Annotated in this window: 22 protein-coding genes and 1 riboswitch; of the genes, 5 read left to right on the top strand and 17 right to left on the bottom strand. The window is 49.7% G+C overall.

Annotated features, from left to right (window positions below):
* Positions 1-35: 35 nt before the first annotated feature.
* Positions 36-899 carry an SDR family oxidoreductase gene (locus PAEAM_RS13710; protein ID WP_100527917.1) on the bottom strand — a complete coding sequence of 288 codons (864 nt, stop codon included), beginning with the start codon at positions 897-899 and terminating at the stop codon, positions 36-38.
* Positions 900-1,003: 104 nt separating this feature from the next.
* Here PAEAM_RS13710 and PAEAM_RS13705 point away from each other — a divergent pair, with 104 nt between their 5' ends.
* A complete protein-coding gene (locus PAEAM_RS13705) occupies positions 1,004-1,546 on the top strand; it encodes a hypothetical protein (protein ID WP_100527916.1) in 543 nt (180 codons plus the stop codon).
* A 56-nt stretch (positions 1,547-1,602) separates the two neighbouring features.
* Entirely contained in the window at positions 1,603-2,334 is a 732-nt protein-coding gene (locus PAEAM_RS13700; protein WP_100527915.1) for an MBL fold metallo-hydrolase, read from the top strand.
* A gap of 771 nt (positions 2,335-3,105) precedes the next feature.
* Here PAEAM_RS13700 and PAEAM_RS13695 read toward each other — a convergent pair.
* Both PAEAM_RS13695 and PAEAM_RS13690 read right to left on the bottom strand, forming a co-directional pair.
* Positions 3,106-4,062: a PQQ-dependent sugar dehydrogenase gene (locus PAEAM_RS13695; RefSeq protein WP_243391352.1), complete on the bottom strand. Its 957-nt coding sequence runs from the start codon at positions 4,060-4,062 to the stop codon at positions 3,106-3,108.
* 17 nt (positions 4,063-4,079) lie between these two features.
* A complete protein-coding gene (locus tag PAEAM_RS13690) occupies positions 4,080-4,316 on the bottom strand; it encodes a hypothetical protein (RefSeq protein WP_100527914.1) in 237 nt (78 codons plus the stop codon).
* A gap of 262 nt (positions 4,317-4,578) precedes the next feature.
* Here PAEAM_RS13690 and PAEAM_RS13685 point away from each other — a divergent pair, with 262 nt between their 5' ends.
* Positions 4,579-5,667: a M24 family metallopeptidase gene (locus PAEAM_RS13685; protein WP_100527913.1), complete on the top strand. Its 1,089-nt coding sequence runs from the start codon at positions 4,579-4,581 to the stop codon at positions 5,665-5,667.
* Positions 5,668-5,957: 290 nt separating this feature from the next.
* Here PAEAM_RS13685 and PAEAM_RS13680 read toward each other — a convergent pair whose 3' ends face one another.
* The 3 genes from PAEAM_RS13680 to PAEAM_RS13670 all read right to left on the bottom strand — a co-directional run bounded on the left by PAEAM_RS13680 (position 5,958) and on the right by PAEAM_RS13670 (position 8,969).
* Positions 5,958-6,311 carry a hypothetical protein gene (locus PAEAM_RS13680; protein WP_100527912.1) on the bottom strand — a complete coding sequence of 118 codons (354 nt, stop codon included), beginning with the start codon at positions 6,309-6,311 and terminating at the stop codon, positions 5,958-5,960.
* 202 nt (positions 6,312-6,513) lie between these two features.
* Complete coding sequence (locus tag PAEAM_RS13675) at positions 6,514-7,197, bottom strand: queuosine precursor transporter (RefSeq protein WP_100527911.1); 684 nt, start codon at positions 7,195-7,197, stop codon at positions 6,514-6,516.
* Between the two features lie 374 nt (positions 7,198-7,571).
* Entirely contained in the window at positions 7,572-8,969 is a 1,398-nt protein-coding gene (locus PAEAM_RS13670; RefSeq protein WP_100527910.1) for an L-cystine transporter, read from the bottom strand.
* 352 nt (positions 8,970-9,321) lie between these two features.
* Between PAEAM_RS13670 and PAEAM_RS13665 the strand changes: the two genes are divergently transcribed.
* Positions 9,322-11,022 carry a methyl-accepting chemotaxis protein gene (locus PAEAM_RS13665; protein ID WP_100527909.1) on the top strand — a complete coding sequence of 567 codons (1,701 nt, stop codon included), beginning with the start codon at positions 9,322-9,324 and terminating at the stop codon, positions 11,020-11,022.
* A gap of 126 nt (positions 11,023-11,148) precedes the next feature.
* On the opposite strand, the gene PAEAM_RS13660 is transcribed toward PAEAM_RS13665, so the two are convergent.
* From PAEAM_RS13660 to cobD, 11 genes are all read right to left on the bottom strand, one after another.
* The gene (locus tag PAEAM_RS13660) at positions 11,149-12,693 is read right to left on the bottom strand and encodes a cobyric acid synthase (protein ID WP_100527970.1); all 1,545 of its coding nucleotides are present in this window, start codon (positions 12,691-12,693) and stop codon (positions 11,149-11,151) included.
* Between the two features lie 125 nt (positions 12,694-12,818).
* Positions 12,819-13,709 carry an adenosylcobinamide-GDP ribazoletransferase gene (gene cobS / locus PAEAM_RS13655; protein WP_036610726.1) on the bottom strand — a complete coding sequence of 297 codons (891 nt, stop codon included), beginning with the start codon at positions 13,707-13,709 and terminating at the stop codon, positions 12,819-12,821.
* Complete coding sequence (cobU, locus tag PAEAM_RS13650) at positions 13,706-14,266, bottom strand: bifunctional adenosylcobinamide kinase/adenosylcobinamide-phosphate guanylyltransferase (protein ID WP_036610730.1); 561 nt, start codon at positions 14,264-14,266, stop codon at positions 13,706-13,708. Before cobU ends, cobS begins: the two co-directional genes overlap by 4 nt.
* On the bottom strand, positions 14,263-15,384 hold the full coding sequence (cobT, locus tag PAEAM_RS13645) for a nicotinate-nucleotide--dimethylbenzimidazole phosphoribosyltransferase (protein WP_100527908.1): 1,122 nt from the start codon (positions 15,382-15,384) through the stop codon (positions 14,263-14,265). Before cobT ends, cobU begins: the two co-directional genes overlap by 4 nt.
* A gap of 45 nt (positions 15,385-15,429) precedes the next feature.
* Positions 15,430-16,242, bottom strand: coding sequence for an ABC transporter ATP-binding protein (locus PAEAM_RS13640; RefSeq protein WP_036610732.1), 813 nt, complete (start codon positions 16,240-16,242; stop codon positions 15,430-15,432).
* Positions 16,239-17,285: a FecCD family ABC transporter permease gene (locus PAEAM_RS13635; RefSeq protein ID WP_036610733.1), complete on the bottom strand. Its 1,047-nt coding sequence runs from the start codon at positions 17,283-17,285 to the stop codon at positions 16,239-16,241. The genes PAEAM_RS13640 and PAEAM_RS13635 overlap by 4 nt, the downstream gene beginning before the upstream one ends.
* Positions 17,282-18,280 carry an ABC transporter substrate-binding protein gene (locus PAEAM_RS13630; protein WP_100527907.1) on the bottom strand — a complete coding sequence of 333 codons (999 nt, stop codon included), beginning with the start codon at positions 18,278-18,280 and terminating at the stop codon, positions 17,282-17,284. The genes PAEAM_RS13635 and PAEAM_RS13630 overlap by 4 nt, the downstream gene beginning before the upstream one ends.
* Before the next feature lie 410 nt (positions 18,281-18,690).
* Positions 18,691-18,839: riboswitch (cobalamin riboswitch) on the bottom strand.
* Positions 18,840-18,985: 146 nt separating this feature from the next.
* Entirely contained in the window at positions 18,986-19,672 is a 687-nt protein-coding gene (locus PAEAM_RS13625; RefSeq protein ID WP_100527906.1) for a histidine phosphatase family protein, read from the bottom strand.
* Positions 19,669-20,643: an adenosylcobinamide-phosphate synthase CbiB gene (gene cbiB / locus PAEAM_RS13620; protein ID WP_100527969.1), complete on the bottom strand. Its 975-nt coding sequence runs from the start codon at positions 20,641-20,643 to the stop codon at positions 19,669-19,671. Before cbiB ends, PAEAM_RS13625 begins: the two co-directional genes overlap by 4 nt.
* 37 nt (positions 20,644-20,680) lie before the next feature.
* Positions 20,681-21,523 carry an adenosylcobinamide amidohydrolase gene (locus PAEAM_RS13615; protein ID WP_100527905.1) on the bottom strand — a complete coding sequence of 281 codons (843 nt, stop codon included), beginning with the start codon at positions 21,521-21,523 and terminating at the stop codon, positions 20,681-20,683.
* Positions 21,520-22,671 carry a threonine-phosphate decarboxylase CobD gene (cobD, locus tag PAEAM_RS13610; protein WP_100527904.1) on the bottom strand — a complete coding sequence of 384 codons (1,152 nt, stop codon included), beginning with the start codon at positions 22,669-22,671 and terminating at the stop codon, positions 21,520-21,522. The genes PAEAM_RS13615 and cobD overlap by 4 nt, the downstream gene beginning before the upstream one ends.
* 189 nt (positions 22,672-22,860) lie before the next feature.
* Between cobD and lplA the strand changes: the two genes are divergently transcribed.
* Positions 22,861-23,734, top strand: an 874-nt coding sequence (gene lplA / locus PAEAM_RS13605) for a lipoate--protein ligase (RefSeq protein WP_100527903.1), incomplete at its 3' end; no start/stop codon positions are given.

The raw sequence follows: 23,734 nt of genomic DNA, 5'->3' as shown, positions 1-23,734 counted from the left end.
CTCTATTCATGAGTCACTCATCAGCTTGTGCTGAATTACAACTTCTCGTCATCTCTTAGCCCCACCTGTTCTTCGCTCCACGTCCAGAAACGCTCAGCTGAAGCATCGTCAACGGCATGTGCCTTCAGCTGCTGCTCTTTCTGTTGATAGAAGTAACGACCGGTGAAGCCGACGACTTCAGGGCTTGTGGCCAGATAAACAGCCGTTCGCGCCCCCTCTTCAGGGGACAGAAAGAATGGAAGTTTACCTGCAAACGCCATAATGCGTGTGCCAAATCCGGTATTGCGATCTACGCCAATACTCGTTCCCACCGCACCAGGGTGTAGACAGTTCACTGTGACAGACGTACCTGACAGTTTGCTAGCCAGTGCACGAGTGAACAGCACGTTCGCCAGTTTGGATTGGGCATAACTTTTGATCGGATTATAACCTTTGTGCAGATGTGGATCTTCGAAGTGGATTTTGCCGGCCTTATAAGCACCTGACGAAACGTTCACAACCCGTCCCTGCTTCGCAGCTTTCAGAGGTTCTATCAAAAGTAAGGTCAGCAGGAAATGCCCCAGATGGTTAATACCGATACTTTGTTCGAACCCGTCTGAGGTTTCCTTTCGCTTAACCATCACTACCCCCGCATTATTAACCAGAACGTCAAGGTGATCATGACGCTCGCGGAATGTGCCGGCAAACTGGCGTATACTGTCGAGTGAACCCAGGTCACACAGCATCAATTCAATCGCAGAAGAACCGGACTGACGCACAGCTTCCTGAAGAGCCTCCTGTCCGCGCTTCTCACTGCGGCATGCCATAATTACGCGATATCCTTGCCTTGCAAGTTCAATGGTGGTTGCCAACCCCATACCTGAGTTAGCTCCTGTTACAATTGCTGTCTGATTGGACATGAGGTACTTCCCTTCTGAACCTGAGGTTCCGAAATTAGAGGCGCGACGACGGACAATATGAGATAATGATAGGATCACATCTCGGTTTCCATGGGAGGACAAGTATGCTGACCAAAGAAGATTTTAAAAAAGTTAAAAAACAAGCCAAACTTGAAATCGCACTACTCGAACAGGAATATCAGGAAATCTTGCAGAACGTTGATTCTACGCTGTATGAAAAATACGGTATTTTGGACAAAGAAGAAACACGTGAGTTCACCCGAAAACGCAAAAACCGAAGATATGCTTCACTGGTCATCGAACTATGCGCCATTATTGAACAAATGTTACATCAACTGTATAGAGACGTATATCAGAAAAAGTTTAATTCGACCCAGCTGATGAAAACTCCTGCATACCGTGCCCGCTCCAATATGGAGATTATTCAGGCCGAACTCAGTAAAGAGTTCATTGCTCTGGAATCCGAAAAAGAACACTTCGCTGAAGCGCTTAGTCTGGTGTTTCAGACGAGAAACAAACTTGTTCATGATAACTTCTCGTTTGTCTCCATCGTTAAGGACGGCAGTAATGAAGAAGAAACGTTCGAAGCACTACTCCATACCGTTAAAAAATATAGAAAACACTTAAAATATAATCGCCCTGAATAACAACAATCATCGCTTAAAAATATAAGGAGGTGTACCGGACTACGGTCCGGATAACCATGAGCCATCCAACAACTTCGATTACTGTGCTAAATCTTCAGATTCCTACACCTTCCGGGAACAGCCCCATATTCCCCGTCATGCTTCGTGATGTAGATGGCGTTACCCTGGTGGATACAGGCATGATTGGACAATTTGCCGAACTTCAATCCGTATTGGAACAAGAGGGCGTACAGTTCTCGGACGTCAAACGTGTGATTATTACTCATCAGGACATCGATCATATCGGTAACCTGGGCGCTCTTCTGGATGCTATTCCCGATCTGGAAATCTGGGCACATGCCGATGAGATTCCATATCTAACCGGTGAGAAGCCTTTGATCAAATTCACACCTGAACGTCGTGCTCTGCTGCCCGCGCCCGTTTTGGCACTGGCAGATCAACTGCTCTTGCAGTTGCCTGAAGTGAACATTAGCAGAACGCTGGCAGACGGGGACATATTACCCCTTCAAGGTGGTACACAGGTCATTCATACACCGGGACATACGCCAGGTCATATCTGCCTGTATTTCGGGGAGCAACAGTTCCTGCTCGCTGCCGATGAACTTCGTGTGGTCGATGATGAACTGGTTGGCCCTGCACCACAAGCGACACCGGACATGCCTGAAGCGCTGCGAAGCCTGAAGAAACTGACCGACCTTAAGCTCAATAAGGTTCTCTGTTATCACGGTGGAGAGTACATGAATGATCCGGCTCAGCGTATTGCCACACTTGCGGAGAGCGCAGAGTAGTAAAGAACGCGGAGCTGTGAGTTTTTTGGAACGATAACGCATCCTATTAACGCTGTTTCTCTTCGTGCGGCATTGTGCGTTGTAGCTCATTCAAGATTAGGATGACACATACATTACAATCAAGGAGCTGTCCCAATGTCATGAACTTGACAGGGACAGCTCCTTTAATTAATTAACCACTCACTTCTACTACTCTACTGCACTGGTGTTGACCGTATGGTAGCACCTATTGCGCACGCTATTCATACAGTATGCACGCAGTATCTTATATTGAACTACGACATGTGCACAGTATCTTTCCCCTGCCCGTTTGGCAAAACAATTCACCGGAAAACCGTAACGTAAGTGTCTACTTATTGACCGAGGTCCGTCTCTAACGAATTGGGCACAGTCTAAACGTTATACTTGTTTTGTAACGAATCTCAGACACCCTATACGCAGTATTTTAAGTGTCTAGATTTTCTAACGAACTCCAGACACCTTAGTTGCTCATTTCATTGGTTTTTCCGCAGGTTTCGAGTGAATTTTGGCATTATAGCGTGGCTGAGGTTCGTTAAATTCTACGATCTTCACTAAACCTCTATTTAAGGTGCGTCAGGTTCGTTAGAAAAATTTTATTTAGAGCGATTCAGATTCAGGGCATCTCAGGGCTTTGGCTCAAGATAAGCGGCAACCGTTTGTTTTAAACTTACTCCATCCACTACCTTACGGGGAGACCAGTTCGGTTCGACGTTGTCCTACAACACTGATTTTCTCTCCCCTGACCCCGACTCAACTCTCCGGAGTAAGTACAATCAGCTTGTCATCCCCATCTCGTGGTGATCCCCGTCCATCACGATTGTTCGTAAGCACATACAACTTCCCGTCCTCACCAGCACTCACATTGCGAATCCGGCCCCATTCATCTTCGAAGATGGGTTCCACCTTCTTCACCTGTGTACCATCTTCCGAAAGAGTAACCTTCAGCAGCTGCTCTCCACGCAGATTTGCAACAATCAGTGATCCACCCCAAGGTCCTTCTTCTACAAAAGCTACACCAGACGGCGCCCATGTATCATTCCCACTATGTGCAAGCGGAGCCTGATATGCGCCATTGTCATCGTCGTCTCCCTCCACCTCAGGCCAACCATAATTCTCCCCGGCCACAATCCGGTTGATCTCATCATGATTCCGCTGACCATGTTCGGTAGAATAGAGGTAACCGTTGTCCGGATTCCATGCCAGTCCCTGTGCGTTGCGGTGTCCCATACTGTATACAGGTGAATTCGGCCATGGGTTGTCTGCCGGGATCGATCCGTCGAGACCTATCCGCAATATTTTACCTCCAAGGCTACCTTCGTTCTGTGACAGTTCCGGTTCATAACGCTCACCTGTCGTGATATAGAGCAACTTGTCCGGGCCAATTTTGATCCGCCCACCATTATGATTTGTTCCGCCTGGAATGTTACCAAGCAACTCTTGATCTATGACCGCTTTACCATCATTCACCTTGAGACGTAACACTCGATTGGCAATGTCGTCGCCTTCCAGATAGGAGTGATATGCATACAAGTAACCGTTATCCTCGAAGTCCGGATCAGCTGCAAGACCCAACAGACCTCCTTCACCTTCTTCATTAAACGGGGCTGAGAATTCAATCAGTGGTTCAGGGGCTAGTTTTCCATCCTCAATGACCCGAATCGCACCAGGGCGTTCCGTTACAAACATCCGACCATCAGGCACACTCACAATCTCCCATGGTGCATTCAGTCCTTCAACCAGTACGGAAGCCTGATACGGAATAACCGTCTCTCCCTGCGCTCCACTCTCATTTCCACTTGCACCGGTATTGCCTCCGTTGGCCGTCTGTCCCTGACCTGTTCCCTGCCCCTGAGACGTTTGTCCTCCCCCTCCCGTTGAGGGTCACCTGAAGAACATGACGCGGTTAACAGTGCCACACTTAATAATGAAGCATACAGCGGAACGGTTACTCGATTATTCATGATTACATCTCCCTTCGTATTTCGTTCTTCTGTATAAAATAAATAAGTCAAGCTTCAACGTATTATTAATGGATTGCTCTCTATTGTTGTGGTGTTATTATTCATCTGTTAAGCGGTTTCGCCCTGTATTACCCTTCATACCAGCCGCTTAAACCGAGAATTCAAGGTATTCCGAGGATATGAAATCACCGCAGTTTGGAATTCCATCATAATCTTTTATAATAGAAGGATAGTATGAATGGAAAGGTGGACAACTACACTTATGAATCAAAACCCTTTATCTCGTCTTGAAGCCGATCTGTCCGGGCAAGGATTGGACGCCATGCTGATCACAAATCCAAAACATATCTACTATTTAACTGGATTTGCGAGCAATCCGCATGAACGTTTCCTCGGTCTGGTTCTCGCACGTGGCGAAGAGCCCCTGTTGATTGTACCTGCGCTTGATGCTGAAGCTGCCGCAGCCGCTTCCTCGGTATCCAACATTGCTACTCACACGGATACGGATAATCCATACGCTTTGTTTGATCGTTATCAGGGGCGCTTGGGCCGGGTTGGTCTCGAGAAAGAATACGTGACGGTCACACGTTATGAACAACTGACCGCCGCTCTCGGTGCTGACAGCTTTGAAGATGTTGGCCCCCTGCTTCGCACATTACGTGTGAAAAAAACACCTGATGAGGTAGCTCGCATTCGCCACGCCATATATCTGATTGAAGAAACATTGCGTCAAGGACTCTCTCATGTTCGCACAGGCGTAACCGAGATCGAACTTGTCGCCGAGATGGAGTATCAGATGAAAAAGCTGGGTGCCGACGGTCCTTCCTTTGATACCATGGTGCTCACGGGACCCAAAACAGGTCTGCCACACGGTACACCGGGTGAACGGAAACTGCAACATGGTGACCTGTTGATGTTTGACATGGGTGTGTATGCTGGAGGGTATGCCTCGGATATCACACGTACATTCGCCTTTGGTGACATCTCTCCTGAACTCAAAACCATCTATAACACTGTGCTCGCAGCGAACGAAGCTGCTATCCAAATCGTGAAACCAGGCATTACCTGCGCCGAAGTGGATCGTGCAGCACGCCAGGTCACGGAAGAAGCGGGATACGGCGAGCGCTTTATGCATAGAGTAGGCCATGGATTGGGTATCGACGTACATGAGTATCCTTCTCTTCATGGAGAGAATATGGACATCCTGAATGAAGGTACCGTATTCACGATTGAACCGGGCATCTATACCGCAGCAGGCGGCGTCCGTATCGAAGATGATGTAATTGTGACCGAGACGGGTATCGAAGTTCTGACGACATATCCAAAAGAACTGCAAATCCTTACCGACTAATCCAATTGGATCTATGTCAAAACAGCCCATATACATCAATGCTTAGCCGATATTGTGCATCACGAACTAAACTGCACGAAACTGTGCTGAACTGTATCTTCATAATAATATACTCCTTTCGCGTACGCCTCAGGCCTGTATACAGAAAAAGTAGCAAGTACACACGCGAACGCAAAAATCCCGCAAATCCATGAATATCATGGGTTGCGGGATTTTAATTAATACAAAGCATATCCTAAATTACTCCGTCTGCATTCTACGTAATTTTATTCCTACTCACTCATTTACCATTAGTCAAACTCATGCGTGATATCCTGCCAAGACTCCAGCTGTGGCAGCTGTTGCTTCCCCCAGTAATCCAGAAACCATTGAATAATCCCAGTCGTATCTGTTGTTCTGCAGCTGTAATGTCGGAAACCGTCCTCGCCTTCCTGCAAACGAATCTCCGCAACCATTTGCCCCGGTTCCTCAAGCGCAGCAGCCTGCATATACATACTTCCCTCCACCAGCTCGGAAGGTACAAGTACTACGAATTCCTGCAATTCCAGATTGGAGATCAACTCCACCAATAACGAAGCATTAATGTTATCATTCTCGTAGGTTGTGCCATTGCTTTCCAGTGTATAACGCAGTGTAGAGTACATGTGCGATTCCCCTTTGTATGAAAATCATCGTTCCTAATGATACACGCTTATAACGACAGGTCGTTTATATTATAACTTTTTCATAAAAATGTAAAAAGGATTTTTCTTGTTTCGGGTCTTTTCTATGAAAAAAAACCTTGCAGAGTCCGAATTACAATTGACCGCGCAGAGGTTTTTTTAAGTGATACTCTTTGAATATTGTCTAAGCTTCATCCTTAAACTTAAAGCTACGTGCAGCATACAGAAACGGCGTTCCGACCGCAGTTAATACAAATTTGATAATATACGTCGTCAGGAAGATTTCCAGCCAAACATCCCAAGGGTAGATGAACGCAAACGCGATTGTGCAGAACACCAGTGTATCCACAAATGAACTGATGATCGAACTACCGTTGGTGCGAATCCACAACTGATTGCGCCCTGGAGCCACCTTGCGCAGCCAGGAGTACAATCGAACATCCAGGAACTGACTTATGAAGTATGCCGTCAGACTTCCGAGTGCCAAACGTGGCAGCAGACCAAACAATGTTTTCATCGAATCCTGTGCAAAGTCCGTCGGTGCAGGGTCAAAGTACAACACCATCTGCATCAGAACCGTTGTCATGATGAGCGTGAAGAATCCAAACCATACGGCCTTGCGTGCCTCACCTGGTCCATATTTCTCATTAAGAAGGTCACTGGTCAGGTACATGCTGACATACATCGTGTTGCCTAACGTCAGTACAATTCCCATGATATCTATCGTTTTGGTCACCTGAATGTTGGCTATAACCGTAGCCACACCAATCCAGGCATAGAGACCTTTTTTACCGAACAAGCGGTAACACAGCAGGAAAAATCCATAAGTTACGAGAACAAAAACTGCTCCCCACCCTAAGTTAAACATAAATACATACACTGCCTTCCTAGTTTTGATTACGCGGGATGGTTACGAACCGCGGTTTGGCTCAGGGCCAAAACATGAATACTCTATCACATTTCTCGTCCCATGAACAGAACTAAATAACTCCAAGCGTGCCTGAGTGACTACGACCCCTTCTATATTCCTCCCGCTTCCCTCTCGACCATACTAGTTTTTCCTACCTCTATTCCCCTTGCACCATGTATAGAAAAAGAAGACCCCTTCACCACTGTGCACAGCATAGTTTGATTGCCGCAAAAAAACCGCCCTCCGGATTCCTCCGAAGGACGGCTTTTCTTACTTGATTTGTAGACGGCTCTAGTTATCTTAATGTGAGCTTCTATCTAATCCATTCTGTATTAAGCCTGAGCCGCAGAATCCAGCTCACGGCTCTGATCGTTAAACGTGTCCCGATCGTTTTCCTTCAAAATTCTGCTCGTCACGAGTCCTGATGTCATCGACCCGTTCACGTTAAGCGCTGTACGACCCATGTCGATCAGCGGCTCCACGGAAATGAGCAGTCCAACCAGAGCCACAGGCAGATTCATGGTGGACAATACGATCAGGGAAGCGAAGGTTGCCCCGCCGCCAACGCCAGCCACACCAAACGAACTGATCATGACTACGAGGATCAAAGTCACAATGAAGTCCCAGCTCAGCGGGTCGATGCCGACCGTCGGAGCAATCATCACCGCCAGCATGGCCGGATAGATCCCGGCGCAGCCGTTTTGCCCAATCGTAGCCCCAAAGCTTGCAGACAGGTTCGCAATGCCGTCCGATACGCCGAGTTTCTTCGTCTGTGTCTCCACATTCAGCGGGATCGCCGCTGCACTTGAACGGGACGTAAAGGCAAATACCAGTGTTGGCAGCACCTTCTTCAAATACGTAACCGGGTTGAAGCCGGACAGAGAGATAATGATCAGGTGAATAATAAACATCACGATGAGGGCCACGTAGGACGCAATGACGAATTTGATGAGCTTTAATATCTCTTCCGCATTGGTTGTCGCCGTTACCTTTGTAATCAGTGCTAGAATCCCGTAAGGCGTAAGCCTCAGCACCAGCGTAACAATTCGCATAACCACCGCATATACCGCATTAACCATACCGCGGAACGTCTCCGCCTGCTGAGGTTTTTTGCGATCCAGTCCAAGTACGGCTACACCGATGAACGCGGAGAAGATAACCACCGCCAGTGTGGATGTACGACGTTCTCCTGTCATATCTGCAAATGGATTCGAAGGAATGAATTCCAGCACTTGCTGCGGGATGGTCTGATCCTTCACATCAACAAGCCGTTCCTCCACCTTCTGAATCTGCGCATTCTCCCGGTCTCCTCCTTGAATCTCAATGGAAGTCAGGTTGAAGCCCAGACTGGTCACAATGCTGACCCCTGCGGCAATCGCTGTGGTGATCAACAGAATGGCAATAATGGAAACACTCATCTTGCCGAGATTTTGCTTGCCCTTCAGATTCATAATGGCTGAGATGATCGACACCATGATCAATGGGATCACGACCATTTGCAACAAACGAACATATCCTGAACCGACCAGATTGAACCAATCGACTGATTTCGTAACTACATCAGAACCTGATGTGTACACCAATTGAAGAATAACCCCGTAAACAACCCCCAGTCCCAGACCCGCAAATACGCGTTTCGTAAAGGAGATATGCTTTTTCTGCATCCAGTAGAGGACGCCAAGTAAGGCTAGCATAACCACTACATTCAATATGACTAGAAAAGTATCCATTTCTTTAAATCCTCCTCAGGCATGTGTGTAACCAGAAAATATCCGGTTTTCTCTTCTATCTTTTGTACTTCCGACAAAGACATTTTACAATATAACATATAACAAACTATTCTGGTAGGTATTAATTGATATTATGTAATATGCATGTAACAGATTCATCTATTTCTGAAAAAAATACACCAAATCGTGAAAATTGTTCTATTCAACCTCCGGTTAATTTTGTAATATAGGTATATCCGCTTATTCCCAACTTTTCTCAATGTTCAATTTAGGTCTTTCTTCATTGGTAGATAGGTCTTAGGATTACGGAAAAGCGACAATGTTAATGAACTTGACGTGAAAGGATGATCATATGTTTCGTAATCGCACCGTTGCCGGTAAAATCAGAGGCACCTTGTTCCTCGTCTTGCTGGTTGCTTCCCTGTTGTTCAGTATTAGTTTTTATGCCGTATCGATGAATATTATTCAAAGCTACGTGCTTCCGCAGTTTGACAAAGTCCTAAACACGTCCATTCAGGATATATACAAGAACACTTCAGCATCCAAAATCCTGCAGGTACAGAGTGGCGGGGCCGGGTCTGAAGGTGCTGCTATGACCGTGGAATCGTATCTGGCAGATAAAGCAAAAGAACACAATCTGGATGCTGCTTACGTTGTTGCTATTCAAGATGGTACAGCCAAAGTTGTTGTTGCCAACTCTTCCTCAGGCATGAAAGCCCAGGATGAGATTAGTGTAGAACCCGCAATGAATGCAGCTATTGAGAACAAAGAAATGGTAATCAGTGAGGTCTACTCCGATTCCTTTGGTGTACATAAAGCTGCCTTTATCCCCATTGCAGGAAGTAACATGATTATGGCTGTGAGCATGGATGCCCAGTTTATTCAAGACAAGATTACCCAGATTTTCTGGTTGTGTCTTGGGATTACAGCATTAGTGTTTGTACTCGGCTGGCTTATCTCCACTAGTATGATCAAAAGAGTTACCAAACCAATCATTAAGCTCGTTCAACATAGCAAACAAATATCCCAGGGTGATCTGACCGCTGAACTAGAGATCAAAGGTAAAGATGAAATTGCCCAGCTTGCCGCAAGCTTCCAGACGATGACGCATAATCTGAAAGAAATGATTAGCCGTGCCTTGTCTACATCCAATGAAGTTGTATCAGGCTCCAATGACCTGCTTCAGCGGGTTGAATCGATGTCCGGTATGGTTCGAAACTCCAGCCGCTCTGCAGAAGATGCAGAAAAAGGCAGCATCAGCATTGCGTCAAGCGCATCCGAGAACGCCAGAGCTATGGAAGAAATCACGCAAGGTATCATGCATATTGCTTCTTCTTCCGCTGAAGTGTCTGACCAGATTGGTGAAGCAGCCAACGAGGCAGTTAACGGTAACCGACTGGCTCAGAATGCCATTGAGCAGATGGAGCGTGTAGGCCAGACAGCAAGCGAATCGTTGCGTTATGTGGAAACTATGAATGAACGTTCGGTAGCCATCGGCACCATTGTTGCTTCCATTTTTGAAATCACCAAACAGATTAACATGCTGTCACTCAATGCCTCCATTGAAGCAGCACGTGCCGGAGAGCATGGCCGCGGATTCGCTGTTGTTGCTGGAGAAGTTCGCAAACTTGCCGAGCAATCCAAGACAGCCACCGAAGAGATTTCGGATTATCTGGGTACCATTCGTGAAGATGCTGAACGCTCGGTTGATGCCATGAACCGTGTAACCCAGGAGATTGGTTCAGGCACAACTGTTGTTCAACAAGCAGGCTCAGCCTTCCAGCAACTGAATGAATTGATTCAGAACGTGAATCTGACCATTCAGACCGTCTCGGCTTCTACACAACAAGTATCTGCTGGTGCTGAAGAAGTGAGTGCATCCGTTGAAGAAACGGCACAGATTACAACCAAATCCCGTGAGAGCATGTTACAGATTGCTTCAACAGCAGATCTTCAGCTCAGCGAGATGGATTCACATTCGAATACAGTTCGTCACCTGCATGAACAAGCTGTAGAGCTGCAATCCGCTATGAAAAATTTCAAAATAAACTAACAGGTTAACCATTAACCTATCATCACCTGTTTTAAACCTCATTTAATCATAGGATATACAATACCCCCATGTCGCTAACATTCCGTTTCTAGAGAACGGTTTGCCGGACATGGGGGTATTGTTGTTTCACTCAGGTGCCTGAACACCCATAATCTCGTACACACGCTTCATATCAAATGCCGAACGCAACGATTCAGCTACCCGATCGAACTCCATCTCCTTACGCTCATGCGCACTATATGTCTCCTGAAGTGGAGCCAGTCCCTTTCCTGCACGCAAGGCATTCAGCCAAGAACGTCGGAATTGATCACTTTCAAACAAACCATGCAGGTAGGTTCCCCACACCCTGCCATCTACTGAGCCCCAGCCTTCTTGGAAAGGTTGACCACCTGGATGCGAGATTTCAAACAACGCGGTTACACGTTCAGGCTCGTGGCACTCCGTAACGCCCATATGAATCTCATATCCGTTAATGGGTAATGAAGCATCTGCTACATCTTGCTCACCATACAGACGAAGCGGGTGATCAGGCTGCACCCGTCCGGAAGCTCTGACGGTCTGCTTTTCCTGAAGAAATGTTGTCGATAGCGGGAGCCAGCCAAGTCCTTTTGCTTCCTGGATCTGATTCGCCTCCACAGCGAACGGGTCCTTCAGATGACGTCCCAGCATCTGGTATCCGCCACATATTCCTACAAGCTGAACATGCTCACGCTCGGTCTGACTGGCAATCGCCTGCTCCAGCCCAGACTCACGCAGAAATGCCAGGTCACCTATGGTATCCTTCGTACCCGGTAGAAGAATGGCATCCGGACTGCCCAATTCCTCTGGCGAGGTCACGTAACGCACATTCACATCCGGTTCACGAGAAAGTGCATCAAAGTCTGTAAAGTTGGAAATTCGCGGATATCGGATCACCGCCAGATCCAGCTCGGTTTTGCCGGATTTCCCATGACGCATGGAGTCCAGCACCACTGAATCCTCTGCTTCAATCTGAATATCTCTTATGTAAGGCAAAACACCTAATACTGGAATGCCTGTCCGTTCTTCGAGCCAGTCGAGTCCTGGTTGCAACAGGGACAGATCACCGCGGAACTTGTTGATAATGAACCCTTTGACTCGCGCCACCTCATGGGGTTCCAGCAGCTCCAGCGTACCTACAATGGAAGCAAACACTCCGCCCCGATCAATATCGGAGATCAGAATCACCGGCGCATCGGCCCAGCCTGCCAGATTCATGTTGACGATATCCCGGTCCTTCAGATTGATCTCGGCCGGACTGCCCGCTCCTTCCATCAGCACCACATCATAGGTATCCCGCAACCGATTCAGCGCATCCATCACCGTCTGCTTTGCTTCAGGCAGGAAATGCTGACGGTAGTCCGATGCACTCATCTGGGCAAAAGGTACACCATGTACCACGATCTGCGAATGCATGTCCCGTACGGGCTTAATCAGGATTGGGTTCATATCGGTTGTCGCCTCAATACCGCAGGCTTCGGCCTGTGCCCCCTGTGCCCGACCAATCTCCTTGCCATCTTCCGTCACATAGGAATTCAGTGCCATATTCTGTGACTTGAACGGAGCAGGCTTGAAGCCATCCTGCTTAAAAATCCGGCACAATGCCGTTGTGATGACACTTTTGCCTACATCGGAAGCCGTTCCTTGCAGCATCAGTACCGCCGCTGGTTGTGATGGCCTATCTTCCACGCTCTCTCCCCCTGTCTCCGTGTTATATCCAGATCACCTTGCTCCCAACCTCATGCGTAACACTTTCCATACTGCTTCTTACTTCAAAGTTAAAGCCAGAACAGTCCTTGAAGCACGCTCAGCACGGTCAACAAAGCCGCCTCCAGCAGCTCATTCATGGCACCATACGTATCCCCGGTTAAACCACCGAGCCGTTCACTGATCCGGGCAGCCACGAATCGGCCGATATAATAACACGCCACAGGCAGTATAATAACTGCCGCCACCGGGTATAGCCACCATGGCAGTGTTCCCAGACCACTCACCATCGCATCTGCAATCCCCATATCCGGCTTGAAAAGCCACACCGCGGCAAACGTAAGTGCCCCTGCTACCAAGGTCAGGCCCACAGCTGAACTTCGTGCACGCTGGACCTCCTTCCGCTCCCCGAGACCTTTAAACAATACAGCAAGTCCATCATCTTCGCGCGCATTCGGCCAGGCCGACATCGCATACACCATGAACCAGCGGCTCCAGATCATGGGCAGGATCAGCAACGCACCGTACACCCAGTGGCCCCGGGCAATAAAATCAGCGATCAGCGCAGCCTTCATCATCAGAAGCAACACGCAGGCGATCACGCCCATTGCCCCGACACGGCTGTCCTTCATAATCTCCAGCATCCGTTCACGGGTACGATAACTGAGCAAGCCATCCGCAGTATCCATCCATCCGTCAAGATGGAGCCCTCCGGTAAGCCATACCCATAACGTCAAGGTCAGGACGGCAGCCGGAAAGGCCGGAAGCACTGCACCGCTTAAGGCTCCCGCGAGCCAGACACACAGACCGATTGCAGCACCGACCAGCGGATAAAAGACAACACTTTCCCGCAGCAACGGCGGGACAAAATCGATTTGCATTTTGACAGGGAAACGGGACAAAAATTGAAAAGCGGCTGCCGCCGCATGTTTGCGCTGAGGAGCAGGCGTGCCATCCTTCATAAGCGGTACTCCTTGCTTTTTAGTTCAATCGCAATGCCTACGGTCACCAGAAACACTTCACCGCATATCGCCGCAATACGCTGATTCAGTACACCGGCCAAATCCCGATATTTCCTGCCAAGGGCATATTCCGGTACGATCCCATCTCCCACTTCATTTGTAACCAAAACAAGCAAACCGGGATAGGTTCGAATCGCTTCAACCAACGCGTCCAAATGTCCCTGTAACACCTGCTTCTCGTCATGCTCATGCGCTAATAAAACATTTGTCAGCCACAGCGTCAGGCAATCCACCAGAATGGTGGGTGCAGAAGTCCCTGTATGCCCTTCACCCATGCGGCTTATCAAAGCAGGTAGATGTATCGGCTCTTCTGTTGTATGCCACAGATACCCTGATGCCTCCCGCTGATGCTGATGCATGGCGATGCGCTCACGCATTTCATCATCGTACGCCTGAGCTGTCGCCACATACCACGCCTCCGAGGAACGCTGCATGCAGAGTCGCTCGGCAAAGGAGCTTTTGCCACTGCGTGCGCCGCCTGTCACCAATACGCTCATCGGGAACTCTCTCCTTGCAGGGATGAATCCACCGACGCAGCGGAGTCCGAAGCATGGCTTGCCCCGTCCGAGACACCCGCGCTTGCAAAGGTCGCCATTTCGTTCAGAATGAGACATGCTGCGTCAATCAGATGAAGACTGAGCACGCCGCCTGTGCCTTCACCCAGACGCATGTCCAGATCCAGCATCGCTTTCAGGTCCAGTTCACGCAGCAACGCTCCATGTCCATTTTCGTGTGACGTATGAGAAGCGATCATATAGGCTGTGCTCAGAGGTGCAAGTTGTCTCGCCACCAGCGCTGCCGCGGTAGAGATGAACCCGTCTACAACGACAGGGCAACGATGAGCAGCTGCTGCGAGAATAACCCCTGTGAGTCCGGCAATCTCCAGTCCACCCACCTTGCACAGAACATCCAGTGCATCTTCCGGGTTTGGTGCGTTTACGCTAAGCGCCCGGCTGACTACAGCAGCCTTGCGCTGCAAGCCTGCATCATCAATGCCGGTGCCTCGCCCCACGGCGGCAGCTGGTGCAACTCCGGTTAACGCGCTCATTACCGCAGCACTTGCAGTGGTGTTGCCAATTCCCATCTCCCCGGTGACAAACAGCTGTGTTCCCTTCGCCACCTCTGCCGATACAACTTCGGCTCCTGCAAGGATAGCGCTGACTGCCTCATCCCGGGTCATCGCTGCACCCCGGGCCATGTTGGCCGTGCCTTTGCGAATTTTGCGGGAAAGCAGGTCCGGATGTTCAAGATCGGCATTCACACCAATATCCACACAGATCACATCTGCTCCGGCGTGACGGGCAAGCACATTCACTGCCGCACCTCCAGCGAGGAAATTCAGGACCATCTGCGGGGTCACTTCAGCAGGAAAAGCACTGATTCCCTCTTCCACTACGCCGTGATCTGCGGCCATGACAATGACCGCTCTGTGATCAAAACGTGGACTTGCATTGCCCGTCATACCTGCCAAGCGGATCACCAGCTCTTCCAATTTGCCCAGACTCCCCGGCGGCTTCGTCAACGAATCCACATGCGCAGAGGTTTCTGCCGCCACTTCCTGGTCAGGAGCAGTAATCTTACTTGTTAAATGCTCCAACACCTGTTCATTATTCATACAACCAGCACTTCCTTCATCAAAATATGGGTTGCCCCGCTTCATTTAATCGATGTCCCGTCGCAGCAGCAGTTGAGGTATGGCATGGTCGGGATGAGAGACAATCGCGGGTTTGACGCGAAATATATCCTGGATATTCTCATCGTTGATCAACGTATGAGGTGTACCCTTTCCAACCGCCATGCCCTCACGCAGCGCCAGAATGTGATCGCAAAATAACGCGGCCAGATTCAGATCATGCAGCACAGCCACAATCGTAATGTTATTTCTCTGTCGCCATGCCGATAACAATTCCATGAATTGCAATTGATATTTAATATCCAGAAACGTGGTCGGCTCGTCCAGCAGCAGTAACCTCGGCTCCTGAGCCATAACTTTGGCTAGTGCGACCCGCTGCCGTTGCCCGCCGCTGAGTGCATCCAGCGGTCTGTCCGCCAGCTCTGTCAATCCCAGGTCTTCAAGCACCCTGTCCACTACAAGTGCCCCATCGCCCACTTCCCGCCCCAGCCAGTTCTGGTATGGATATCGCCCCATCTCCACCACGTCTCGCACGGGATAGGAGATGGCTGGTAAGCCATCCTGCTGCAATACAGCGATCATGCGCGACAGGTCCTTACGGCTGTAAGAGCCGATGTCTCGACCATCGATACGAATCTGACCTTCGTTTAACTGTTCCGTTCCGGCAATAAGCTGGATCAGGGTGGACTTGCCACTGCCGTTTGGTCCGACAACTCCCCACCAGTCACCTTCGCCAACATGCCAGTCTACATTGTGCAGTGCCTGATGATTGCCATATGACTTCCCTGCTCCCTTAATCGAGATAAGTGAAGTCGAGTTGGAACTGGTACTGGAATTCATGGCATCATCCCCTTCTGCAACTTTTTGTTCCGGTTCAGCAGGTAAGCAAAGAACGGCGCACCAACAAAGGCGGTGACAACACCGAGCGGAATTTCAGTTGGCGCCAGCAACGACCTTGCGATGGTATCTGCCCACACCATGAAGATCGCTCCACCAATGGCAGACAAAGGTACCAGCAGTCGGTAATCCGGTCCCACCAGCAGTCTTAACATATGCGGGATCACCAATCCAACGAATCCGATGACACCCGATACCGAGACAGCACCTGCGGTCAGCAGTGTGCCAACTGCCAGCACGGACAGCTTGAGTCTGTCCACTCCGATCCCGATATGTGCGGCTTGACGTTCTCCCAGTGCAAGCACATTCAACGAGCGTGCGCGGCTCCAGAGAAAGACCAGCCCTAACAGAAAATACGGGAAAAGGATGGCCGTATACGACCACCCACGCAGAGCCAGACTTCCCATCGTCCAGTATATAATTTCATTAATCGTTTGTTTCGACATGGTCGACAGGAAGGAAACAACTGCGCCCAGGAAACTTTGCATGACCACACCAGCCAGAATGAGGCTGTGTGTAGGTATTTTACGCCCTTCACGAGCCAGTGCCATGACAAACCATAACGTGATTACACCCGTCAAAAACGCCACCAGTGGCAACGTCCAGATTCCGATCAGTGCATACTGCAATCCGAAGAAAATCAGAAAGGCTGCACCCACCGAAGCACCGGATGACACGCCCAAGGTGAACGGGTCTGCCAGTGGGTTCCGAAGAACCCCCTGGAATCCCGTACCGGCAATCGCCAACGATGCGCCCACGAGCACGGCAAGCAGTACACGTGGGAATCTGACTTTCCAGATAATCTGTTCGGCTGCCTTATTCCAATCCGGTGTAATCCAATCGCCTACCCATGGAATTTTGTGAATCAGGATGCCTGCAATATCCCGGATCGGCAACGCTACTGAACCAATGCCCGTGCAGATGAGCACGGTGAGCACCAGCAGCACCATGCCCGTCGTTCCGAACAGGATCAGCTTTTTACTCATTGGAACAAGTCAGGGTAGATCGCTTTGGCTACTTCTTTCAACCCTTGAGTTACCCGTGGACCCGGACGGCTCAGCAGGTTGGCATCCAGGCCAATAACCGCGTCATTTTTCACAGCCGTAATTTGATCCCAGCCGCTGCGCGCCTTGATGATCTGATCCAGTGTTTTAGAGTTTTCGTCAATCACATCGTTGGCGTACAAGATCACATCCGGGTTGGAGGCAATCACGTTTTCTTCATTAATTTCATACCAGCCCTCTTTGTCCGAAGCAATATTGGTACCGCCAGCTACAGTGATGAGTTCATCCATGAATTCGCCTTTACCCACAGTCCAGCCTGGGGAGAATTCAACGTATACTTTTTTCTTCTCTTCCGGTTTAACTGCCTTCACCGCTTCGGTTACATCCGTCACGTCCTGTTTCATCTGGGTGATGATTTCTTGTGCTTTTTCCTGATGATCGGTGATTTTACCGAAGGTTTCGATATTGTTCATTACATCGTCAATGGATTTAGGATCCGTTTTGAAAATGGTAATGCCCAACTCACGCAGTTTCTTCACTGCATCTTCGCTCATGGAAATACCTGTGAAGACAATGTCGGCTTCAGCGGCAATAATAGACTCTTCATTGGGCTTGGTGATACCGCCCATTTTAGCTTTGGTTGTTGCCGCTTCCGGATAATCGTCATAGTCGGATACACCAACGATTTGATCGTCCAATCCAAGGGCAAACAGGGATTCCGTCTCAGCTGGAGACACGGATACGATTTTGGCTGGTGCCTTTTCAAAGGTGAACGATTCACCCGTTGCATCCGTAACGGTAAGTGGATATTGTGTTTTGAGGTCCGCCTGCGCCTGGCCTTGGGACTGCTCCTGTGCCGGTTGCTGTGAAGTACCTGTACCCTCGTTCGTTGTTGCATTGCCACATCCGGCCAAAGCCAGTGCGAGTGCCGCTGCACTTAGCAGGGACGCTACGTTTTTCCAATTTTTGAAATTCATTCTGTTATTCTCCCCTTCTCTATTTGTACTATTTTCTTGCATCGTGCTCAAACTCTTACTCCCCATGCCTTGGTGTTCCTGTGTAAGGTTTGAACTGCAACATTTACACGCTAACGGAGAGTGCAGAACCAATCTGAAGAAACGAAGTGTTCGCCTTTATCACCGGATTTTTCATTTCAAAAAGGGAATCAAAAAATCTGGGGATAACAGCGATCGGAAGATGGTACTGCAATCGGAGTGACCTCGTGTAAAATTGGTCTCGGTTCATCTTACATGAACAATAAAAAATCCCCAATCCTTAGACAAAGATTAGGGATGACGTCTCGCATATGGCGATCTGTACATGTTCAACCAAGGGTTGTCCATGCGCATAGAATAGCCCGAAACGCTGTCCTTTCCTCGAAGGAACACCGGTTTGTACGTCCAGGGCAGGTAACCTGACTTACAGGAATCATCCTGTTTTACAGTGGCGGGACCGTGCCGGATTTGCACCGGCTTCCCCATTTCACCCTTGTGTGTTCATGACTCGTACTAATTTGCCATGAAAACAGCCTTCACACGCGGGACCCTTGGTCGCTGATATGGTAAACCATTGCCGTGTAATTTCTGCATGCTACATACTCGTTCAGGCTTCACACCTGCAGCGTATCTGTATCCATGCTGAAGTCACACTTCTGTTGTGATTATAGGGTATATTGTACATCCTTACAACCCGATTGGCGGAAAAGTCACTCTGCTGCCAAACCACTGATTCCCCTGTTGATCAAGCTGAACCTGAATCACCTGTCCCGGTAAGACATGTGTATCCCAGAACCCAAGCCCGGCTATCAGACGGGACAAGGCATACCGGATGACACCACCATGCGTAACCACAACTATGGTTGACTCGCGCCCCTCATCAACGTGCATTGAAGGACGACCCTCCAACAACATCTCTTGGAGAAAGGAATCCAACCGTCCGGTAAACTCCTGCCACGATTCCCCTCCGGGCGGAGTGACCTCCTGTGGCGCATCAATCCAGCTTCGGTACACAGGGTTATCCTTAAGCTGATCATACGTCAGCCCTTCCCACTCTCCAAAATCATTCTCGCGCAGACGCGAGTCAAACTTCACCTGTCCGATAGCATCGGGAAGAATCTGTTCCAGCGTCTGCCGACAGCGAAGCAGATCACTGCAATATACCTCGTGCCACGAAACACCGCTCAATTGTTCATGAAGCGGAGCCAGTTCTTCTTTGGCATTTGGCAGCAGACCGATGTCGGTATGCCCCAGGTATCTTTTTTCCACATTCCACAGCGTTGTCCCATGACGGACCCACAGAATGTTTCGTTTCAGCGGCCCGGGTTGATCCCTATGTACTTCATTGCCTGCATTCTCTTCATTTACGGTCATAACAGCGTCCCTCCTGCCAGCCACACACCCAGCGTTATGAACACGCATAGTACCACAAAAGCCCCTGCTGACCAGAACATCAGACGTGACGTTTGCACAATATCCTCGGCTTCCATCGGCCGTGTGGCTTCACCCATGTAGGCACGAAATGAAGCAACGCCGTGATACACGTTATGTCCGCCAAGCCGGATGCCCAGTGCTCCAGCAACTGCCGATTCGGGAAAACCGCTATTCGGACTTGGATGTAATCTTGCATCCCGTGCGACCATGCGTGCTGCTCCATTGGCGTCCAGCTTCATGACCCAGGCACCCACGATTAACAGAATTGCGGTCAGCCGGGCAGGTATCCAGTTCGCCACATCATCCAGACGGGCCGAGGCCCAGCCAAGATGCAGATACTTGTCATTTTTATATCCGACCATGGAATCCAGCGTGTTGACGGCGCGATAAGCCATGGCAAGCGGAGCGCCTCCAATGAGCGCATAGAATAACGGCGAGACAATGGCATCCACGATATTTTCAGCAACCGTCTCTACCGTTCCCCGCACAACCTCGGGTTCATCCAGATGCGCCGTATCACGTCCAACAATCATGCCCAGTGAACGTCTGGCCGCCGGCCAATCCTGCTGCTTCAGATGACGATACACTTCCATACCTGCATCCTTCAGCCCTTTTGAAGCAATGGTCGTTGCAATGAGCACCACTTCAGCTGCCGCTGCAATGATAGGGTGGATCCGCCCAAGCATATATATGAGTCCCCAAGTAATGGCAAAAGAACCCCCCGCAATCACCATCGGGAACAACAGCCCGGCTCTCTTCAGCCCCGAATCTGTGCGCACACGTGAGCGAATGACTCGCTCCAACGCCGAGATGCCTTTTCCCATGCCAATCACCGGATGGGGAATCCAGCGTGGATCTCCGATACATCGGTCCAACAGGTACGCCAGTATAATAATCCATGCTCCCGCCATGCCTGTCCAGAACGGCCAGGTCCATAGATGCACCACCTCAAAAGACATTTGTGCCTGACCCTCTCTTTCCATACAAACCGGCCCGAAGGCTTTCCGTCACCGTGTCGTATACCAATCTACCAATCGCTGCCCCTGCCGTAGTCGCTGTCCCGGCATAAGTGATCATCGGCTGAGGTTCCTCCACTTCCACTGCCTGACCTACTGCAATCACAATGGCATCGGTTGTAGTACCGGTGGCGGGCAACCCGTTCTCCGAATCCAGAACATTCGCATCCGCCAGCGCGGCCGCTTTGGCTTCCACCGCCGTCTGTACTGCATTCACCATCGCCCCGCTGGTCATGCGTCCATTCAACCAGAGCATGATGTTAATTGTACCCGGGACATAGGATGGCATCGTTAGATTCCGTGCTGGAGGAGCAGAGCGCTCCCTGCTGGAAGACATCGTCTTATTTCCCGCCGTATCAAATACCGTTCTCTCCGACCCCGCTCGTGCGGCATTTGATACACCCGCAGTGGTGCAGCACAGGAGACCAAATTCATCACTTGTATATTCCTGAATGGAGGTATGCTCCAGCCTTACGGCCGTCAATAATCCGGCACATTGATAACGAGGCTCTTGCCATTCGTTCAGCGCTTGTTCGATATCACGCGGCGGATCATCACAGCGGTAACGCCTGTCCACATAGATGTTAAATATGCGATCCAGTTCAAGCATCCCGCCGCCATATACCGCACTCGACAGCGCTTGGGCAGACCTTGGGCTCTGAGCTTTGATATGTCGTTCATGTGCGGATATCTTCAGTCCCGGCCAGGAAGAGGAAGCATATTCATTCTCGTCTGTTTTTCTATTCGTAAAGTAGTTATAAAACGGGAGTGTCATTGCCGCTCCCCTCCCTGTTGCTCATCTTTCGTCTGATCAACATTCGGATATCCCTTGGTTTCCAGCACGCTGCCCAGCACTTCGAGTAATGTAGCATTGGCATCTGCATCCTTGACCGCGAAACGTACATGCCCTTTGTCAAGCCCCGGATACATGGCACAGCTGCGAATCAGAATGCCTCTTCGGCCCAGCGCCTCCTGCATTGATGTTGCTGTCCATGGGGCCGGCATACGTGCCAAAATAAAATTCGCCTCTCCCCGTGTCACCGCACATCCGTACGCCTTCAGTCCTTCGATGAGATGACCCCGTTCCCGCGTGATCTGTGATATGGTCTCCTGTTCGTACCGTTCTCCACTGCGCAGACAGGCTTCACCTGCCATGAGCGCCAGACCGTTGACACTCCAGGTCACCTGTTTCTTTGTCATCGCCTGAATGTATTCGGCACGGCCCAAAGCATATCCGAGACGCAAACCCGGAATGGCATAAAACTTCGTCATCGAGCGAATGATGATCACATTAGGATAGTCATTCAGTTGTGCTGCCAGGGACTGACGCCGGTCTACCGGAATAAAATCCATAAAGGCCTCGTCAATGACAAGTACGGTTCCCGTTTCTTCCGCTTTGCGTGCAAGCCTTTGTAATACCTCAAGTGGATATTGTACACCGTTTGGATTGTTGGGCTGGCCGAGGAAGAGCAGGTCTACCTTTTCCATGAGTTGCTCGATGTCCTCGGGTTCCGCTCGCCACGCCAGTTCTTCTCTTCCCTCCGTATGCACAACCTCGGCACCGAATTGTCGTGCCAACGCACGGTACTCCGAGAATCCCGGTTCCACCGTACCCACCTTGCGCGGGGCAAGCCCCAGCAGAATGAGCGCCATGCTTTCGGCTGCGCCGTTGCCCACGGAAATCAGCTCCTGCATCACACCAAGACGCTCGCTCAGCAGTGCTTTGAATCCCCGATGCGCCGGATCGGGATACCGAATCACCGACTGCAATCCTTGCTGTATAGCCTCCAGCACTCCTCCGGGCGGACCGAGTGGATTAATGTTGGCACTGAAATCCAGAAAATCAGCGGCTTCCCTCCCAAATCGTGACGCAGCCGTCTCCACGTCCCCGCCATGTCCGAACACTTCGATATAACCGGTCATTCTTCCGTCATCCTTTCTGTATGTCCTTTTTATTATGGATGGCACGGGAGGTGTGGGTCAATCCTGTTTTCTTTGTGTCCCAACCATAATTCGTTTACAATAGAAGAGGAATTTCGGTTCCTTTTGATATATAAGGTTCACTACATAAGGGACTAGCAATCCCTCACATACATTAATGGAGGAATGACCATGCTGTTTGTAGACAACCAGGGCATTACAGATCCTTCTGTAAACCTTGCCATTGAGGAGTACATTCTGAAACATCTGCCGATGGAGGATGACAGCTATCTGCTGTTCTACATTAACCGTCCGTCGATTATCATCGGAAAACATCAAAATACGATTGAAGAAATTAATATCGAGTACGTTCAGGATAACGGTGTGCAGGTGGTTCGTCGTCTTTCGGGAGGCGGCGCGGTATATCACGATCTGGGCAACCTGAATTTCAGCTTTATTACAGCGGATGACGGTCAATCCTTCCACAATTTCCGCAAGTTCACCCAGCCTGTGGTTGAAGCTTTGCACGAGCTTGGTGTAAATGCCGAGTTGACCGGGCGTAATGATCTGCAAGTCGGCGAAAAGAAAATTTCGGGCAACGCCCAGTTTTCCACACGTGGGCGCATGTTCAGTCATGGCACATTGATGTTTGATCTGAACCTGGAGCATGTTCAGGCTTCCCTGAACGTCAATCCAGAGAAATTCAAATCCAAGAGCACCAAGTCCGTGCGCAGCCGGGTCGCCAACATACGGGATCTGATTGACACCAACCTGACGATTGAGCAGTTCCGCGATGAGCTGTTACGTCACATTTTCAGAATGGAGCCACAAGACGTCCCGCAATACAAGCTGACTGACAAGGACTGGGACAAAATCAAGGAAATTTCCGCTGAGCGTTATAACAACTGGGACTGGAACTATGGCTTGTCTCCAGAAAGCAATGTGAAGCACACTCGCAAATTCCCTGTAGGCATCATCGATCTGCGCATGAACATCAAGGATGGACGCATCGAAGATATCAAAATCTTTGGCGACTTCTTCGGTGTAGGCGATGTGGCGGATATCG

It is taken from the genome of Paenibacillus sp. GM1FR, assembly GCF_002803315.1.
GTDB classification, from domain to species: Bacteria; Bacillota; Bacilli; order Paenibacillales; family Paenibacillaceae; genus Paenibacillus; species Paenibacillus amylolyticus.
This window is presented reverse-complemented; position numbering and strand designations above follow the sequence as displayed.